The organism is Planctomycetota bacterium (assembly GCA_016125255.1).
Taxonomy (GTDB): domain Bacteria; phylum Planctomycetota; class Phycisphaerae; order Phycisphaerales; family Zrk34; genus RI-421.
Genome location: WGMD01000029.1, coordinates 169,674 through 188,665 on the forward strand (window position 1 = coordinate 169,674; position 18,992 = coordinate 188,665).

General features: G+C 64.3%; 9 protein-coding genes. All 9 read left to right on the top strand.

Annotated features, from left to right (window positions below; all coding sequences use genetic code 11):
* Positions 1–24: 24 nt before the first annotated feature.
* The 9 genes from GC162_18765 to GC162_18805 all read left to right on the top strand — a co-directional run bounded on the left by GC162_18765 (position 25) and on the right by GC162_18805 (position 18,843).
* Positions 25–747 carry a prepilin-type N-terminal cleavage/methylation domain-containing protein gene (locus GC162_18765; GenBank protein ID MBI1370685.1) on the top strand — a complete coding sequence of 241 codons (723 nt, stop codon included), beginning with the start codon at positions 25–27 and terminating at the stop codon, positions 745–747.
* Positions 748–927: 180 nt separating this feature from the next.
* On the top strand, positions 928–3,084 hold the full coding sequence (locus tag GC162_18770; GenBank protein MBI1370686.1) for a DUF1553 domain-containing protein: 2,157 nt from the start codon (positions 928–930) through the stop codon (positions 3,082–3,084).
* Positions 3,085–3,093: 9 nt separating this feature from the next.
* Entirely contained in the window at positions 3,094–4,533 is a 1,440-nt protein-coding gene (locus GC162_18775) for a DUF1501 domain-containing protein (protein MBI1370687.1), read from the top strand.
* A gap of 97 nt (positions 4,534–4,630) precedes the next feature.
* The gene (locus tag GC162_18780) at positions 4,631–6,397 is read left to right on the top strand and encodes a hypothetical protein (GenBank protein MBI1370688.1); all 1,767 of its coding nucleotides are present in this window, start codon (positions 4,631–4,633) and stop codon (positions 6,395–6,397) included.
* A gap of 104 nt (positions 6,398–6,501) precedes the next feature.
* Entirely contained in the window at positions 6,502–8,442 is a 1,941-nt protein-coding gene (nagB, locus tag GC162_18785; protein ID MBI1370689.1) for a glucosamine-6-phosphate deaminase, read from the top strand.
* The gene (locus GC162_18790; protein ID MBI1370690.1) at positions 8,415–11,798 is read left to right on the top strand and encodes a c-type cytochrome; all 3,384 of its coding nucleotides are present in this window, start codon (positions 8,415–8,417) and stop codon (positions 11,796–11,798) included. Before nagB ends, GC162_18790 begins: the two co-directional genes overlap by 28 nt.
* A gap of 218 nt (positions 11,799–12,016) precedes the next feature.
* Positions 12,017–15,328 carry an IMP dehydrogenase gene (locus GC162_18795; protein ID MBI1370691.1) on the top strand — a complete coding sequence of 1,104 codons (3,312 nt, stop codon included), beginning with the start codon at positions 12,017–12,019 and terminating at the stop codon, positions 15,326–15,328.
* A 45-nt stretch (positions 15,329–15,373) separates the two neighbouring features.
* A complete protein-coding gene (locus GC162_18800; protein MBI1370692.1) occupies positions 15,374–17,974 on the top strand; it encodes a hypothetical protein in 2,601 nt (866 codons plus the stop codon).
* Complete coding sequence (locus GC162_18805) at positions 17,971–18,843, top strand: transglutaminase family protein (protein MBI1370693.1); 873 nt, start codon at positions 17,971–17,973, stop codon at positions 18,841–18,843. The genes GC162_18800 and GC162_18805 overlap by 4 nt, the downstream gene beginning before the upstream one ends.
* Positions 18,844–18,992: the final 149 nt, after the last annotated feature.

The window sequence follows — 18,992 nt, forward strand, 5'->3', positions numbered from 1 at the left end:
TGAGCTTTCATCGGGAGCATCGTCATGCAAAAACGCGCGTTCACCTTGATCGAGCTGCTCGTCGTCGTGGCGATCATTGCGCTGCTCATCGCGATTCTGCTGCCTTCGCTCACCAATGCCCGACGGGAGGCCAACCGCATCGCCTGCGGGTCGAACATGAAGCAGATCGGCGCGGGCATCGCGCTTTACGTCAATGACAACAAGTGGTACTTCCCCGGCCCGTGCTGGAACGGGCAGCAGGCCGAGTATTACAAGGGCTCGGGCCAGCTCGCCGAGCACCTGGCGCGCTATCTCAACACGCCCGTGTCCGCCTCCAGCTCCAAGCATTACATCAACAAGATGTTCATCGACCCCGGCTCCGCGCACGCGCAGCCCAGCACCGTCAAACCCGAAAACACCAAGATGTACGGGTCGTACGGCGAAAACAAGATGACGCTCAACCAGCTTGGCCCGGGCGACTCGTCCGCCAAGGCGCGCGTGCTGGGCTATCCGGATTTCAACGGGTATCCCGAATATCCGTCGCAGCCGGTCACCGCCATTCGCGAGCCGTCGACGACGCTCGCGCTCAAGTGCATCGATCACTGGTCCAACCCCGGCGGATGGGCCCCTTCGCCCGGCCTGCCCGCGCAGGTGCTTTATGAACCCGCGCACGGCTCGCCCGACAACTACCGCGCCATCCGCAATTACATGTTCTTCGACTGGCACGTCGAAGTCAGCATGGACCCCCGCAGCGCGTCCAGCTATTGAGCAGAGCGCAGAAGGCAGAGGTCAGAGATCAGAAATCAGTGGTCGGATCGTCTTCTGACCACTGATTTCTGATCTCTGACTTTTGTGTCTTTTGGATCGACCCTGCCGATGGGGCCGATATAATGTGTGAACGTATTTGATCGAGCCCTCCCAGAAGCCGACCAACCCGCCACGGACTTCATGAGACGCGTGACCCGCCCCATTGCGATTGGCATTTTTGCCGTTTTGACGACGCTGATCGTGCGTTCGGCGATTGCCGGTCCGCACATGATGCCCGTCGAAGAGGGCAAGAAGACGCTCTGGTCGGTTCAGCCGGTCGGGCATCCGGCCCCCCCGGCGGTCAAGAACGAAACGTGGGTCAAATCGCCCATCGACCGGTTCGTCCTCGGTCGCCTCGAAGCGGAGAATGTTCCCCCATCGCCCGAAGCGGACAAGCGGTCGCTGATCCGCCGCGTGTACTTCGATCTTGTCGGTCTGCCGCCGACGTACGAACAGGTCGAGGCGTTCGTTCATGACGCATCGCCCAACGCGTACGACAAGATCGTGGACGAGCTGCTGGCCCGCCCGCAGTTCGGCGAGCGATGGGCGCGGCACTGGCTGGACATCGCCCGCTACGCCGACACGATCGGGTACGACGGCGGGGGCCGCCAGCGGAAGTTTCCCTTCGCATGGACCTATCGCGATTACGTCATCCGCGCCCTCAACGATGACAAACCTTACGACCGCTTCGTCATCGAACAGATCGCCGCGGACCGGCTCGGGCTCGCGCCGAATGATCCGGCGCTGGCGGCGCTGGGCTTTCTGACCGTCGGGCGACAGTTCCTGGGCAACATCGACAACATCACCGACGACCGGATCGACGTCGTCGGCCGCGGACTGATGGGTCTGACCATCGGGTGCGCCCGCTGTCATGACCACAAGTACGATCCGATTCCGACGACGGACTATTACGCGATGTACGGCGTGTTCCGATCGCTGGATGTGCCCGAGCCGATGGACATGCCGATCGTCGGCGAGGCGAGCGGCACGGATCAGCAGAAGGCGGAATATCAGGCGGAACTGGCCAAGCGGCAGAAGGCGGTCGACGATCACCTCAAGGAAGTGCACGATCGGGTGATGAAGGAAGCGGCGGACCGGGCGGATGAATATCTGTCGCTGGCGACGGATCAGGTGGAGCAGATTCCGCGCGTGCGTCGCCGGCTCGAAAGTCATTTCAAGCGGGCGTGGCGCGAGGCGGGCAAGCCCAATCCGATCACGCCGGAGAAGAAGGCGGAGATTGTCGCCAAGGTACAGTCGATCTGCGAGGAAAGCCCGGAACTATTCCTCGATCAAGGCGAGAGTGAGAAGTTTCAGCGGCTCAAAGGCGCGATCATCGATCTTCAGCTCAACTCGCCGGGCGCTCCGCCGCGGGCGATGGCGGTCACCGATGGCTCGCCGTACAACCCCTACGTGTTCGTGCGCGGCAGCGGGGGCAACCGCGGCGAGAATGTCGATCGGCGGTTTTTAAGCGTGCTGGGCGGACAGAAATTCAACGACGGCAGCGGGCGCCTCGAATTGGCCAAGGCCATCGCGAGTGCGGACAATCCGTTGACGGCGCGCGTGTGGGTCAATCGCATCTGGATGCATCTGATCGGCGAAGCGATCGTGCGGACGCCCGCCGACTTCGGCGTCCGCGGCGAGCAGCCGACGCACCCCGCCCTGCTCGACTATCTGGCCCGCGATCTGATGGATCACGGCTGGTCCACGAAGCGCATCATCCGCTCCATCGCGCTCTCGGCGACCTACCGGCAGGCCAGCGAAGTCAACCCCGATCGCCTCCAGCGCGATCCTGAAAACCGGCTCATTTCGCACATGAACCGCAAGCGCCTCGAGTTCGAGCCGCTGCGCGACGCCCTGCTGGCGACCGCCCATCGGCTCGACGGGTCGATGTTCGGCCGGCCCGTCGATCTGTTCGCCGATCACGCCTCGACCCGCCGCGCGATTTACGGATTCATCGACCGGCAGGACCTGCCGATGACGCTCCGCGCCTTCGACTTCGCCAGCCCCGACGCCACGACGCCCCAGCGACTCGAAACGACCGTCCCCCAGCAGTCGCTGTTCATGATGAACAGCCCCTTCCTCGCCGAGCAGGCGCAGGCGGTGGCGCAGTCGACCGCTTCGATCGGCGACCGCCCGCAGCGGATCAACGTCCTGTACGAACGCGTGCTGGAGCGACCGGCGACGCAGGGCGAGGTCGATCTGGCCAACGGATACCTCGGCTCGTCGCCGGACGAGCCCATGTGGGCCCGCTACGCGCAGGTGCTCATGCTCAGCAACGAATTCGTCTTCGTCGATTGAGGACACGCCATGAAACTGCCGCACGATTTTAATCCGACGCGACTGCCGACAAGCCGGCGGGAACTGCTCAAGCAGGTGGGCATGGGTATGGGCATGCTCGGCCTCGCCCCGCTGCTGCAAAGCGAAGCCCGCGGCGCGATCAGCGCCAATCCGATGACGCCGCGCTCCCCACAGTTTCCCGGCAAGGCCAAGCGCGTGATTCACCTGTTCATGAACGGCGGGCCCAGCCAGGTCGATACGTTCGACCCCAAGGCCAAGCTCACTGAAATGAGCGGCAAAAATCCCCCGCAGCGCCACAGCACCGAACGCCCCACCGGCACGCTCTACGGCTCGCCCTTCAAGAGCCGCAAATACGGCCAGAGCGGCATCGAGGTGACGGACCTTTTCTCGCGCACCGCCGAGCATATCGACGACATGTGCATCATCCGCTCGATGCACGCCAACGTGCCGAATCATGAACCGTCGCTGATGCTCATGAACTGCGGGGACAACATCTTCGTGCGCCCGTCGATGGGGTCGTGGATCAACTACGGTCTGGGCACGGAGAACCAGAACCTGCCGGGCTTCATCGCCATGTGCCCCGGCGGCTATCCCGTGAAGCAGACGCAGAACTGGCAGTCGGCTTTCCTGCCGGGCGTGTATCAGGGCACGTATCTGGACCCGAGCCGGCCGACCGATCAGATCGTCGAATATGTCAAAAACAACTGGACCAATCGCGCCGAGCAGCGCAAGCAGCTTGACCTGCTTGCGGCGCTGAATCGTCAGCATGCGCAGACGCGCGGCGCGGCCCCCGATCTCGATGCGCGCATTCAGAGCTTCGAGCTGGCGTACCGCATGCAGATCGAAGCGACCGATGCGTTCGACTTGTCGCAGGAGCCGGATTACATCCATGAGATGTACGGCACGAAGACCAACAAGCACGCGAGCTACTACCTGATGACCCGCCGGCTCATCGAGCGCGGCGTGCGTTTCGTGCAGCTTTGGCACGGGGAAGGTCAGCCGTGGGACTCGCACGATCATCTGGAGCGTGAGCACGGCAAGCTGGCCAAGCAGTGCGATCAGCCGATCGCGGCGCTGCTGACGGACCTGAAAATGCGCGGACTGCTGGACGAGACGCTGGTGATCTGGGGCGGGGAGTTCGGGCGGACGCCGGCGGTGGAGATGCCCAAGAGCGGTGCCAATGAAGGGTCGATGACGGGGCGTGACCATAACCACTACGGGTTCTCGATGTGGATGGCCGGCGGCGGGGTCAAGGGCGGAACCGTTTACGGCGCGACTGACGATATCGGGTGGGTCGCGGAGGAAAACCCGGTGCATGTGCACGATCTGCACGCCACGATTCTGGCGCTGCTCGGCTTCGACCACGAGAAGCTGACCTACCGCTACGCCGGCCGCGACTTCCGGCTGACCGACGTGGCGGGGAACGTCGTCAATGACATCATCGCCTGACGGAATCTTTTTGAGGTCGCGCGGCGAATTTTCTTGACGCGCACCGCTCTCCAAAATTATGATTTTCGCACGGGACTTTACAAGGGAGAATCCCCCCATGCGAATGTGTTTTGCGTCGTTGGTGCTGTGCGTGTGCGCGATGGGTGCGGCGGCGAACGGACAAGTGATACAGACGGGCAGCAGCATCGTCGACGGCCGGGCGTCCGTGTTCGACATCGAAGGCGCGGCGACGACGTACAGCGCCGCCGGCGTCACGCCGTGGACCATCAGCTTCGCGGCCGGTTCGAACCTGCAGTTCATCTTTCCGACCATCACGGGCATGACCCGTGCGTCGGCCGACGGCGCTTTCGTCGGACCCGACGGCGGCGTGTCGTACCTGACGGCCGACAACACGGACGGGCGAGCGCTGACGCCCGGAGCGAACGGGATCGCCGGGGCGTGGTTCAGCGGTTCGCCGGCACGGCAGATGGCGCTCGTCGGCGTGTTCTACTCGTCGACGCAGGGCGGGCCCCCGGCGCCGACGGTCATCTACGACTCGCCCAGCGCGTACAACTTCCGGTCGGTCAACCCCGTGCTCAATCAACCGTTCTTCATCGGCGACGGCTCCGTCCGGTTCGTCAATGACGGATCGAGCTTCCGTTTCGGCGACGGGTCCGTCCGCGTCATCGACGACGGCACCTCCAACACCCTGCTCATCAGCGAAGGCAGCGCCGCCTTCAGCGGGTCCGAAGCCGACGGATACACCGCGACCTTCGGCGACGGCTCCGTCCGATTTATCCGCACCGGCGGCGTCTGGTCCTACGTTCACTCCGACGGCTCCAGCGGCGCGCTCAACAACGGCGACAACTTCGCCTTCGCCGACGGCTCCGTCCGGTTCATCCAGGACGGCACTTCCAACACGATCCTCTTCGGAGAAATGACCGCGAATATCTCGGGCGACAACAACACCGGATGGAAAGTCACGTACGGCGACGGGTCCGTCCGGCAGCTCGGCTCGTCCTCGAACATCGAGGCGCCGACGGATGGATCCGTGCGGTTCGTGTCCAATGGGTCAAGCTTCCGCACCGCCGATGGCTCCGTCCGCGTCATCGACGACGGCACCTCCAACACGCTGCTCCTCGGCGAGGGCGACCCGGTGTTCGCCGGCAGCGAAGCCGACGGGTACACCGTGACATTCGGCGACGGGTCCGTCCGGTTCATCCGGACCGGCGGCGTCTGGTCCTACGAACGCTCCGACAGCACCAGCGGAACCGTCAACGATGGCGACAACTTCGTCTTCGGCGACGGCTCCGTCCGGTTCATCCGCGACGGCTCGTCCAATACGATCCTCTTCGGCGAGAGCACCGCTGACCTTCAGAGCGACGCCGACGGCAACTGGTCCGCGGTGCTCGGAGACGGATCGGTGCGGCAGTTGGGCAACGGTCAGGCGGCGCTCTTCGGCGATGGCTCGGTGCGGTTCATCACCGACGGCACCTCGAACACCGTCGTGTTCAGCGAGATGAATATGGCCGACGCCGATCACGGCGGCGCGTTCTACTACGCTGACGGCACCAGCGAACTGTTCCCGCCGGGCGGGTATGTGTCATGGTTGCTGCTGGAGCAGATGATGGGGCTGGGAATGATTCTCGACGGGACGTCGAACACGATCGCGTTTCAGGAATTCAACGTGCCGACGGGCGCCGACCGGCTCACGCTCGGGTTCCTCGACTCCGACGGCTACATTCACCTGCTCGAGCCCGGCAGTTATGCCGACAACGGCGGCGAGTTGATGGTGACGTACGAGCTGCGTCATGTGCCCGAGCCGGCGTCGATCCTGACGATGTTGGGCCTGCTGGCGGGGCTGCGACGGCGCAAGTCACGCTGAAATCCCGGTCGGCGAACGGTTAGAGCGAAGTGAACGCTGACTTTTGCCTGCGCTATGGAACCGGGTAAAATAGTACCCCGCCGCTACTTCGGAGTGTTCCGATCATGACGACGATGCCCGACTACCTGCTGACGCAGCGGGAGCTGATTCCGACGGTGATTTTCAACCAATCGCGCGAGGCCTCCGTGGCGGTGGCGCGCGAGATGGCGCAGCTCATTCGTGACAAGGCCGCCAAAAAGCAGAACGCCGTGCTGGGGCTGGCGACCGGCTCCACGCCGACCGGCGTCTACGCCGAACTGATCCGCATGCATCGCGAAGAAGGCCTGAGCTTCAAGAACGTCATCACGTTCAACCTCGACGAATACTTCCCCATGCAGCCGCACGAGCTTCAGTCCTACGTGCGCTTCATGAACGAGCACCTTTTCGATCACATCGACATCGACCGCAGGAACGTGCACATCCCCGACGGCACGCTGGCGCTGGAGCAGATGCCCGAGCACTGCGCCGGTTACGAGCGCGCAATCGCCGAGGCGGGCGGCATCGACCTGCAGATTCTCGGCATCGGCCGCACCGGTCACGTCGGGTTCAACGAGCCGGGCTCCGGCCGCAACTCCGTCACGCGCCTCATCACGCTCGACAACGTGACGCGCAACGACGCCGCCGCCGACTTCTTCGGCAAGGAGAACGTCCCCCGCCGCGCCATCACGATGGGCGTCGCGACGATTCTCCGCGCCAAGCGCATCCTGCTGATGGCGTTCGGCGAAGGCAAGGCGCCGGTCGTGGCCAAAGCCATCGAAGGCGAGATCACCGACCAGATCGCCGCCAGCTTTCTGCAGGAGCACCCCAACGCGCAGATCATGCTCGACGCCGCGGCGTCGGCGCAGCTCACGCGCACCAAGGCGCCCTGGGTGCTGGGCCCCATCGAATGGGACGAAGCCACGATCCGCACCGCCGTCATCTGGCTCGCCCGCAAGGTCAAAAAGCCCATCCTCAAGCTCACCGACGAGGACTACAACGAAAACCACCTGCAGGACCTGCTCGCCGATCACGGGTCGGCGTACGACATCAACGTGCGCGTGTTCCGTCTGATGCAGCGCACGATCACCGGCTGGCCCGGCGGCAAGCCCGAGCATCTCAAGAAGCCCGGCGACATGACCCGCCCCACCGACCGCATCTTCCCCAAGCGCGTCATCTGCTTCTCCCCTCACCCCGATGACGACGTCATCTCGATGGGCGGCACGCTGATCCGCCTCGCCGATCACGGTCACGAAGTCCACATCGCCTATCAGACCTCCGGCAACATTGCCGTGTTCGATGACGATGCGCGTCGCTTCACCGACTTCGCCGCCGAGTTCAACCAGATCTTCGGCATCGACAAGCAGCAGACCGTCGAGATCGAAAAGCATATCGAGCAGTTCCTCAAGAACCGCGAGCCCGGTCAGACCGACAGCCCGCAGATTCAGAAGATCAAGGGCATGATCCGCCGCGGCGAAGCCAAGGCGGGCGCCCGCGCCGCCGGCGTCCCCGAAGAGCATTGCCATTTCCTGGACATGCCCTTCTATGAAACCGGCACCGTGCGCAAGAAGGCGATCGGCGATGAGGATGTGAAGATCATCGTGGAACTGCTCCGCGAGATTAAGCCGCATCAGATCTACGCCGCCGGCGACTTGTCCGACCCGCATGGGACGCACCGCGTATGTCTGTCGGCCATCATCCGCGCGATCGAAATCCTGCGCGATGAAAAGTGGTTCGACGACTGCGAGGTCTGGCTGTATCGCGGGGCGTGGCAGGAATGGGAGCCCGAGAAGATCGAGATGGCGGTGCCGATCAGCCCCGATGAGCTGATGCGCAAGCGCGTGGCGATCTTCAAGCACCAGAGCCAGAAGGACAAGGCCATGTTCCCCGGCTCCGACAAGCGCGAGTTCTGGCAGCGCGCCGAGGACCGCAACCGCGACACCGCCCGCATCTACGACGAGCTGGGCCTGCCCGAGTACGAAGCGATGGAAGGCTTCGTGCGATGGGACGGGCATACGCGTTACCTTTGACGCCGACATCGCTCCGCGGGCCCGCGCTTCCGATCATTCGTCGACTGTTTGAAAGGATGGGCATGCCCACGGATTGTCTGCGCCGCTGTGTCGTCATCATCACCGTGATCCTGTCGCTCGGCGCCGTCGCGCCGGCGCAGGAGGACAGCGACCATCAGGAAAAGCTCGACGCTGCGCACGCCAAGCTCAAGGCGACGCTCTTCGCCGGCGAGTCGATGCTCGGCAGCCCGATCGCCATCAGCGTCGACGATCACGGCAACGTCTTCGTCACCGTCACGACCCGCCGGCGAAGTTCCGACCTGGACTACCGCGGCGGGCCGGAGGTGGCGAAAGTGCTTTCGCTTTCGAGCACGGAGGAACGCCGGGCGTTTCTGCACGAGCGCTTCGCCACTTCCAACAAGGCGGGCGATCTGAACAAGGATGGCAAGAAGGATTGGCGCGATCTGGCGGTACAGAGCGAGCAGATCATCGAGCTGCGCGACACGGACGGCGACGGCACGGCTGACAAGTCGATTGTCTACGCGGACGGGTTCAACAATGAAGTGACCGGTGTGGCGGCGGGCGTGCTGGCGTTCGACGGCGATGTGTATCTGACGTGCATCCCCGATCTGTGGAAACTGCGCGACACCAACGGCGACGGCAAAGTCGACGAACGCAAAATTCTCTCCACCGGCTACGGCGTCAAGTGCGGCTACTCCGGGCACGACATGCACGGATTGACCATCGGGCCGGACGGCAAAATCTACTGGTCCCTCGCTGACAAAGGCGCGAACGTCACCACGCCCGACGGCCGCAAGCTTGTCTACACGCACACCGGCACCGTCTGGCGATGCAATCCCGACGGCAGCGAACTGGAGGTCTACGCTTACGGGCTGCGCAATCCGCAGGAGATCGCCTTCGATGAATACGGGTATCTGTTCAACGTCGACAACGACGGCGACTTCCCCGGCGAGCGCGAGCGTGTGGTGTACATCGCCGAGGGCAGCGATTCGGGATGGCGCAACAACTGGCAGTATCGCGGGCAGGAGTACAACCCGTGGATGAACGAAAACATGTGGAAGCCGCGGGAAAAGGGTCAGGCGGCGTACTTTCTCGCGCCGATCGCCAATTATTCATCGGGGCCGTGCGGATTCAAATATGAACCGGGCACGGCGCTTTCGGACAGATTCCGCGGGCGCTTCTTTCTGACCGAAGCGCCCAGCGGCGTGCTGAGCATGTTCACGCTCACGCCCAAAGGCGCCGGCTTCGAGATGGGCGAACCCGAGGTGCTCTACCGCGGACTCGTCGGGGCGGGCATCACGTTCGGACCCGACGGCGATCTGTACGTGGCCGACTGGCTAGGCGGATGGGTCCCGCAGGGTAAGGGCAAGGTTTGGAAACTCGACGACGCCGCGACGCCGCCGTCGCCGGCACGACTCGAAACGCAAAAGCTGCTCAATACGGGTATGGACCAGCGCGAAGTTGCATCGCTCAAAGCGCTGCTCGGCCATGCGGACATGCGCGTGCGTCAGGCGGCGCAGTTCGAGCTGGTCAAGCGCGGCTTGAGCGGCGATCTGTGGGCGGTCGCGAAAGACACGAAGGCGGCGCCCTTGGCGCGGATTCATGCGATGTGGGGCCTCGCCGAGTTGAGCCATCGCAAGGGCCTGCCGGACGGCGGATCGATCGCGGACCTCATGCATGATGACGATGCCCATGTGCGCGAGCAGGCGGCGAAGGTCGCCGGCGACGCGCGTCAGAAGGATGTTGAGCCGGCATTGATCGCGGCGCTGGCGGATGATTCGGCGCGCGTGCGTTATCAGGCGGCGATCGCGCTGGGCAAGGTCGGAATGCCGGCGGAGGTCGGGCCGGTGGTGAAGATGATCGAGGCGAACAATGATGCGGATCAGGTGTTGCGACACGCGGGGGCGTACGCGCTGGCGGGCATCGGCGATGCCAACACGGTCGTCGCGCTGTGCAAGCATTCGTCGACGGCGGTGCGGCTCGCGGCGGTGATCGCGCTGCGGCGCATGGCGGACCCGGGCGTCGCAGTATTTCTCGATGATGCGGACGAATCCGTCGTCGCCGAGGCGGCGCGGGCGATTCATGATGATCGTTCGATTCCCGCCGCCCTGCCGGCTTTGGCGAAGGTACTCGAGCGCACGGGGCTCAGGAACGTCGCGCTGCTTCGCCGGGCGATCAATGCGAATCTGCGGCTGGGCGAACCCGCCGATGCGCAGCGGCTCATCGACTACGCCGCCGACAGCGCCGGGCCGATCGACATGCGTGCCGAGGCGCTGGCCGCGCTTTCGTACTGGAACGACAAGCTGGAAATCGATCGGGTGGAAGGCGTATATCGCCCGCTGCCGGGACGGGACGTCAAGCTGATCTATACCATGCTCGACAAGTCGACCGCACTGACCGCCGCTGATTGCCCGGACGCGGTGCGTGCCGCGGCGGCGACGGCGGCGGGCAAGTTGCACTATGGCGGATACAACGCCCTGCTGCCGATCTGGGTCGCCGACCCGAAGGCCGCGCCGGTGCTGCACATGGCGGCCCTGTCGGCGATGGCGAATCTGCATCACCCGCTGCTCAAGCAAGCCGTCGACACCGCGATCGGCGATGGCGACAAGAATGTCCGCATCGCGGCGGTGAAGCTCATGACGCAGACAGAAGGCGGCAATCTCGTCGACGCCCTCAAGAAACTGCTCAACGGCGAGACGAGCCAGCAGCAGGCGGCCCTGGCCGTGCTCGGCGACATGCCCAAGGACAAGAAGGCGGTGGGCGTACTCAATGAGCAGATGGATCAACTGCTCACCGGCAAAATCCCGGCGGAGATTCAACTTGACCTCATCGAGGCCGCGAAACTCAGCAAGGACAACTCCATCAAGAAAAAGCTCGACAAGTATGAGAGCGCCAAGTCCAAGAGCGATCCGCTGGCGGCGTACAGCGAGACGCTTGTCGGAGGCGACGCCGATCGCGGGCGCGTGATCTTCACGGACAACCTCGCCGCCGGCTGCATCCGTTGTCACTCCATCAGTGACGCCCCGAACCCCGTCGCGCCGAATCTGTCGAAGGTCGGCCAGCGCGCCCCGCGGTCCTACCTCCTTCAGTCGCTCATCGAGCCCTCCGCCGTCGTCGTCGAGGGCTTCGGCGTCGCCAGCGTCACGCTCAAGAACGGCACCACGGTGTCCGGATTCCTCCGCAAGGAGGACAAGACTACGCTGACCATCGCCATGGGCGACGGCTCGCTGGCCACCGTGGCGGTGAGCGACATCGCGAGCCGGGCGCCGGTGGTGTCGGTGATGCCGCCGATGGGGGCGATTCTGACCAAGGCGCAGATACGCGATGTCATCGAGTTTCTGAGCACGCTCAACTAACGGATTTGGCCGCAAAAGCTAGTTGTTTCATTTTGCCGCGCCAGCCCTTAAGATGTGCGTCCATGCGAGCCAGTGGTCAGTCCGTTGCGGCTGTGGTTGGGCGAGTTTTCGTCCGGGCGGCGGCGCCTTGGCAATCGGTCGATCAGTCGCAATCCCAACGCCAATTTTGAGTTTGATGTGGTCCAGCTCAACGCTGTCCACGCGGAGATGCTCAAATCATGAGTATTCGTATCGCGCTTAATCATCAGACGGTTTACAAGTACGATCGGCCCGTGGGCATGGGGCCGCAGCTCATCCGACTGCGCCCCGCGCCGCATGCGCGGACGCCGATCCTCAGCTACTGCCTGAAGATCACGCCCGAACAGCATTTCATCAACTGGCAGCAGGACCCGCAGTCGAATTTCCTGGCCCGCATCGTGTTCCCGGAGAAGATCAACGAATTCCGCGTCGAGGTCGATCTCGTGGCGGACATGACGGTGATCAATCCCTTTGATTTTTTCGTCGATCCGGCGGCGGAGACGTATCCGTTCAAATATGACGACTGGCTCTCGCGCGAGATCGCGCCGTTTCTGCGGCTTGCCGAGGCGGGGCCGCATTTGAAGAAGTTCGTGGCGAGCGTCGACCGAAGCGCATGCAACACGGTGACGTTCATCACGCGGCTCAATCATCAGCTTCAGACGATGATCCGCTACATGATCCGCATGGAGCCGGGCGTGCAGTCGCCGGACGAGACGCTGGAGAAAGCCAGCGGGTCGTGCCGCGACTCGGCGTGGCTTTTGGTGCAGACGCTTCGGCAACTCGGCATCGCGGCGCGCTTCGTGTCGGGCTACCTGATTCAGCTCAAGCCCGATCAGAAATCGCTCGACGGCCCCAGCGGCGCGGAGGCGGACTTCACCGATCTGCATGCGTGGTGCGAAGCGTACATCCCCGGCGCCGGTTGGATCGGGCTTGATCCGACGAGCGGGCTGCTGGCGGGGGAAGGCCACATTCCCGTCGCCGCCACGCCCGACCCGTTCTCCGCCGCGCCGATCAGCGGGGGGCTCGAGCCCTGCGAGGTCGAGTTCGAGCATCACATGAAGGTGACGCGCGTGCATGAAGACCCGCGCGTCACGCTGCCGTACACCTCCGAGCAGTGGGCCCGGATCGATGCGCTGGGGTGTCTGGTCGACGAGCGACTCAAGGCGGACGATGTGCGCCTGACCGCCGGGGGCGAGCCGACGTTCGTGTCGATCGACGATATGGAAGGCGCGGAATGGAACACCGCGGCGGTCGGTCCGACGAAGCGCGGGCTCGCCGAATCGCTGCTCCGCAAGCTCAAGGCGCATTTCGCGCCCGGCGGGCTGCTGCACTTCGGACAGGGCAAGTGGTACCCCGGCGAGCAGCTACCGCGATGGGCGCTGACGTGCTACTGGCGTCGCGACGGTCATCCGATCTGGCATGACGAATCGCTGTTGGCCGACGGGTCCAAAGACCTGGGTTACACCACCGGCGACGCGGAGCGCTTCATGACCGAGTTGGCCCATCGGCTCAAGGTCAAAGGCGCGCACGTCGCCGCGGCGTTCGAGGATCCGATTTATTTCATGGACAAGGAGCACCGCCTTCCGATCAACGTCGATCCGACCGACAGCCGCATCAAGGACCCGGAGGAACGGGCGCGGCTCAGGCGTGTGTTCTCGCACGGACTCGGCAAACCCGTCGGCTATGTGCTGCCTCTCACGCGCCGATGGGAGGATGGACAGAAGGTGTGGTACAGCGGTTTGTGGATGCTGCGGGCGCAGCATGTGGTGCTCATCCCCGGCGACTCGCCGATCGGGCTGCGACTGCCGTTGCCGAGTCTGCCGTGGGTCTCGGCGGCGCACTATCCGCATATCCATCCGGTCGATCCGATGGCTACGCGCGATCCGTTGCCGACGGAGCTGCATCGGCAGTATCGTGATCATCCGAACGCGAATGCGAAGCGCCATGGCGATGCCGAACGCGAACCGCTCAAGCCGGGCGAGTCGGCGGACTGGGTCGTGCGGACGGCGTTGTGCGTCGAAGTGCGGCAGGGCCGGTTGTACATCTTCATGCCGCCGGTGTCGGGGATCGAAGAATACCTTGACCTGATCGCGGCGATCGAGGCGACGGCGGCGGCGATGAAACTCGCCGTGATCATCGAAGGCGAACCCCCGCCGCATGACCATCGCGTCAATTCGCTCAAGGTCACGCCCGACCCCGGCGTCATCGAGGTGAACATTCAGCCGTCGATGTCATGGGAGGAACTCGTTCACAACACGACGACGCTCTACGACGAAGCCCGTCTCGCGCGCCTCGGCACGGAGAAGTTCATGCTCGACGGCCGGCACTGCGGCACCGGCGGAGGCAACCACGTCGTCCTCGGCGGCGCGACGCCCGCCGACAGTCCGTTCCTCCGTCGGCCCGATCTGCTGCGATCGCTCGTGTGCTACTGGCTCAATCATCCATCGCTCAGCTATCTGTTCTGCGGGCAGTTCATCGGGCCGACGAGTCAGGCGCCGCGCATCGACGAGGCCCGGCACGACAGCGTGTATGAACTGGAAATCGCCTGCGAAGAGATGGAGCGGCAGCTTCGCATGTTCGGCAAGGTCCCGCCGTGGATGGTCGACCGATTCTTCCGCAATCTGCTGACGGACCTGACGGGCAACACGCACCGCGCCGAATTCTGCATCGACAAGCTGTTCTCGCCGGATTCGTCGACGGGGCGGTTGGGCCTCGTCGAGTTCCGCGGGCTGGAGATGCCGCCGCATGCGCAGATGAGCTTGACGCAGCAGCTTCTGCTCCGGGCGGCGGTGGCGCGTTTCTGGCGCGAGCCGTATCGTCAGCGGCCGATCCGATGGGGCACGCGGCTGCACGATCAGTTCATGTTGCCGCATTATGTGTGGTCGGATTTCCGCCACGTGATCGACGACATGCGGGCCGCGGGCTTCGACCTCGAAGCCGAGTGGTTCAAGGTGCACTACGAATTTCGCTTCCCGCGGCATGGGACGATTCAGCGCGACGATATCGCGATCGAGTTGCGACAGGCGATCGAGCCGTGGATCGTGCTCGGCGAGGAACCGGTCGGCGGGGCGACGGCTCGTTACGTCGATTCGTCCGTCGAGCGATTGCAGGTCAAGGTCGAGAACCTCATCGACACGCGGCACGTCATGACATGCAACGGACGCCGTCTCCCGCTGCATGCGACCGGCGTGCACGGGCAGTACGTGGCGGGCGTGCGATACCGGGCGTGGCAGCCGCCGAGCTGTCTGCATCCGACGATCGGCGTGCACACGCCTTTGGTGTTCGACATCATCGACAAGTGGGCGGGGCGTTCGATCGGCGGATGCACCTATCACGTCGCGCACCCCGGCGGTCGGAACTACGAGACGTTCCCGGTCAACGCCATGGAGGCCGAGGCCCGGCGGCGGGCCCGCTTCTTCGACGAAGGCCACACGCCCGGCCCGCTGAGTGTCCGCGAAGAGCCGGTCAATGCGGAGTTCCCGCATACGCTGGACCTGCGACGCGGGTATTGAACAGTGTAAAATGCTCGACCAAAGGCGCCGCTGCGCCGATGATGGATGTACCGACGCGTGTCGGGATGGACCACAAGGATGGAACCGAGTCTCATGCCCCCTGCCGCCTCGCAGCCCCCGGCGTTCTGGCGTTGCCCGTCGCTGCCGGGTTACTTCGACGAAGTGACCGCCGGCGGCGAAGCGATTCGACCGGCGTGGAAACCGTTCATCAGCGCCATCGAAAAGATCGGCCCCGAGGAACTGGCCCGCCGCTGGGAACAGGGCCGCCGACTCATCCAGGAAAACGGCGTCACCTACAACGTCTACGACGAAACCGGCGGGCTCAATCGGCCGTGGCAACTTGACGCCGTGCCATTGATGATCGGGGCGGACGAATGGGCGTACATCGAGGCGGCCATCGCGCAGCGCGCTTCCCTGCTCAATCATGTGCTCAACGACGTGTACGGTCCGCGGCGGCTCCTGGCGGAGCACGTCATGCCGCCGGAGCTGCTCTACGCCACCGAGTCCTTTCACCGCGCCGCCAGCGGGTTCGATGTGCCCGGCGATGTGCGCCTGCACTTTTACGCCGCCGACATCGCGCGGGCGCCGACGGGACACTGGTGGGTCGTCAATGACCGCACGCAGGCGCCGTCCGGCTCGGGGTACGCCCTCGAAAACCGGCTGGTCATGACACGCTCGCTGCCCGATGTGTTCCGCGACTGTCAGGTGCATCGCCTCGCTGAATTCTTTTCGAAGCTGCGCGATCTGCTGGCCGCGCTCGCCCCCGCGCACAAGGACCGACCGCGCATCGTTCTGCTCACCCCCGGGGCCTACAACGAAACGTATTTCGAACACGCGTACCTCGCCCGCTATCTGGGCTATCCCCTCGTCGAGCCCGGTGATCTGACGGTGCGCGGCGGACGGGTATACCTCAAAACGCTCAACGGCCTGCTGCCCGTCGATGTCATCCTTCGCCGACTCGACGACGGATATTGCGACCCCTTGGAGCTGCGCGAGGATTCGCTGCTCGGCGTGCCCGGCCTCGTGCAGGCGGCGCGCTCCGGCACCGTCGTCATCGCCAATAGTCTCGGGTCCGGCGCCGTGGAGAACCCGGCGCTGATGGCGTTTTTGCCGGGACTTTGCCGCAAAGTGCTCGGGGAAGAGTTGAAGATGCCTTCCGTCGCCACATGGTGGTGCGGTCAGCCCGATGCGGTGAGGTATGTATCGGAGCATCTGGAGGACCTGGTGGTCAAGTCGGCGTTTTTGAGCGACCCCGGCGAGCCGATCTTCGGCGAACAGCTCACGGACGCGTCGCGCGCCGCGCTGCTCAAGCGCATCGCCGCCGCGCCCTACCGCTTCGTCGGACAGGAGCGCGTGCGGCTCTCGACCGCGCCGGCGTGGGTGCAGGGCGAGATGCAGCCGCGCCATCTGATGCTGCGCGTCTTCGCCGTCGCCGGACTCGACGGACAATACCGTGTCATGCCCGGCGGGCTGACGCGCGTCAGCGGATCGCGCGATTCGAGTCTGGTGAGCATGCAGAGCGGCGGCGGAAGCAAGGACACATGGGTCCTGAGCGACAAGCCCGTCGAGCACTTCTCGCTGCTGCGCATGGGCGAGCGTTCGACGGAGCTGACGCGGCAGGGCTTCATCCTCCCGTCGCGCGTGGCGGACAATCTTTACTGGATGGGCCGCTACGCCGAACGCATCGAAAACACCGTGCGCGTCATCCGATGCGCCCTTCAGCGATTGACCGACGAATCGGAATTCGACGACGCCGACGAACTGCCCTGGCTCATCGACGTGCTCGTCGATCAGGGCCGCATGCTCGGCGGGATCGAGCCCGAGGACGTCTACAAGCAGATCGCCACGCTCGGCGAGCAGCTCATCAGCGTGCTTTTCGACGGGGAGCGCCCGTTGAGCGTGCGCGGGGATGTGCAGCGCGTGTCGCGCACGGCTTCGATCGTGCGCGATCGCATTTCGATTGATGCGTGGCGCATCCTCAATCGGCTCGAGCAGCAGTTCGTCGCCCCCGCCGGCAACCTCGCCGTGCGGCTCGACGCGACGTTCCACATTCTCGACGACGCCATTCTGACGCTCACCGCCTTCAACGGGCAGACTATCGAAGGCATGACCCATGAAAAGGGCTGGCGCTTCCTCGACATCGGGCGGCGCATCGAGCGATCGCTGGCGGTGCTGGGGCTCATGCGTCACGCCATGCTGCACGCCGACGGAGCGGAAGGTCAGCGGATGCAGTCGATGCTCGAAATCGCCAATAACGCCATGACCTACCGCTCGCGGTATCAGACCTCCGTGCAGGCGGCTCCGGTGCTCGACCTGCTCGTGCTCGACGAATCGAATCCGCGCTCGCTGGCGTACCAGATGGTCGCGCTGGATGAGCACATCAACGACCTCGTCGGGGCCGGGGCGATGACGCAGCGCAACGAGCAGCAGCGGCAGATCATGCGGCTGCTCTCGACCGTGCGCCTTACCGAAGTTGACGTATTGGCGCGGCCCAATGCGAAGAACCAGAGGGCGGCGTTGGCCCATCTGATCGATCGGCTTCAGACGGAGATCGCGGAATTGTCGAAGCTTTTGACGTTGACTTATCTGAGCCATGCGCGGGCGTCGCGCCATCTGAGCGATCTGGGCGTGGAGCGTCCGTCATGATGTACCGCATCACGCACAAGACGGTGTACGACTATTCGGAGCCGGCGCTGAACTGTCAGAACAAGGTGCATCTGACGCCGCGCGATCTGCCGTATCAGCGGCGGCACCGGCACGCCTTGAACATCCGACCGACGCCCGAATCGATGTCGCCCTTCACCGACTTTTTCGGCAACGCCGCCGTATCGTTCAACATCGATCAGCCGCATGACATGCTCGTGATTCAAAGCGTCAGCCGCATCGAAGTGCTCGATCGGCCGACGCCCCCGCTGGGCGACTCGCTGCCGTGGGAGGAGGCGGCGAAGATCATCGCCAAGGCCGATTCGCCCGAGTGCATCGACGCGTATCAGTACGTGTTCCCCTCGCGTTACGCCTACCGCAACGACAAGCTCGCGGCATTCGGGCGCGTGTCGTTCACACCCGGTCGCCCGCTGCTACAGGGCGCGATGGACCTGACCAAACGGATTCACCGCGAGTTCAAGTATGCGCCCAAGGCAACGTCGCTCACCACCTCGATCGACGAGATTCTCGAAGCGCATCACGGCGTCTGTCAGGACTTCGCGCATCTTCAGATCGGCGTGATGCGATCGCTGGGACTCGCGGCCCGATACGTCAGCGGGTATCTGCGGACCGACCCCCCGCCGGGCAAGCCGCGGCTCGTCGGGGCGGATGCGTCGCATGCGTGGGTCGATGTGTTCTGCCCGAAGTTCGGATGGGTCTCATTGGACCCGACGAATGCGTGCCTGGCGTCGGACCGGCACATCGTGCTGGCCTGGGGCCGGGACTACGGGGACGTGAGCCCGATCAAGGGCGTCGCCCTCGGCGGCGGGGAGCACGAGCTGACCGTCACCGTCGACGCCGTCCCGATCTGAAAATTCTAAAATAATCGTAATACCATTCACCGCATGACGTTGCGTGTATTTTCAGCATTGCACATCCGCGACATTTTCTGTAAAAACATGACAGGTTTTCCGGCGCTGAACGCATTGAAGGGCAGTGCGAGGTGTTGTTGGGTTGGGCC

Excerpts from the sequence above, each read along its gene's own strand:
- GC162_18765 (MBI1370685.1), top strand. The coding sequence starts at position 25 with ATGCAAAAACGCGCGTTCACCTTGATCGAGCTGCTCGTCGTCGTGGCG.
- GC162_18770 (MBI1370686.1), top strand. The coding sequence starts at position 928 with ATGAGACGCGTGACCCGCCCCATTGCGATTGGCATTTTTGCCGTTTTG.
- GC162_18775 (MBI1370687.1), top strand. The coding sequence starts at position 3,094 with ATGAAACTGCCGCACGATTTTAATCCGACGCGACTGCCGACAAGCCGG.
- GC162_18780 (MBI1370688.1), top strand. The coding sequence starts at position 4,631 with ATGCGAATGTGTTTTGCGTCGTTGGTGCTGTGCGTGTGCGCGATGGGT.
- nagB (MBI1370689.1), top strand. The coding sequence starts at position 6,502 with ATGACGACGATGCCCGACTACCTGCTGACGCAGCGGGAGCTGATTCCG.
- GC162_18790 (MBI1370690.1), top strand. The coding sequence starts at position 8,415 with ATGGGACGGGCATACGCGTTACCTTTGACGCCGACATCGCTCCGCGGG.
- GC162_18795 (MBI1370691.1), top strand. The coding sequence starts at position 12,017 with ATGAGTATTCGTATCGCGCTTAATCATCAGACGGTTTACAAGTACGAT.
- GC162_18800 (MBI1370692.1), top strand. The coding sequence starts at position 15,374 with ATGTACCGACGCGTGTCGGGATGGACCACAAGGATGGAACCGAGTCTC.
- GC162_18805 (MBI1370693.1), top strand. The coding sequence starts at position 17,971 with ATGATGTACCGCATCACGCACAAGACGGTGTACGACTATTCGGAGCCG.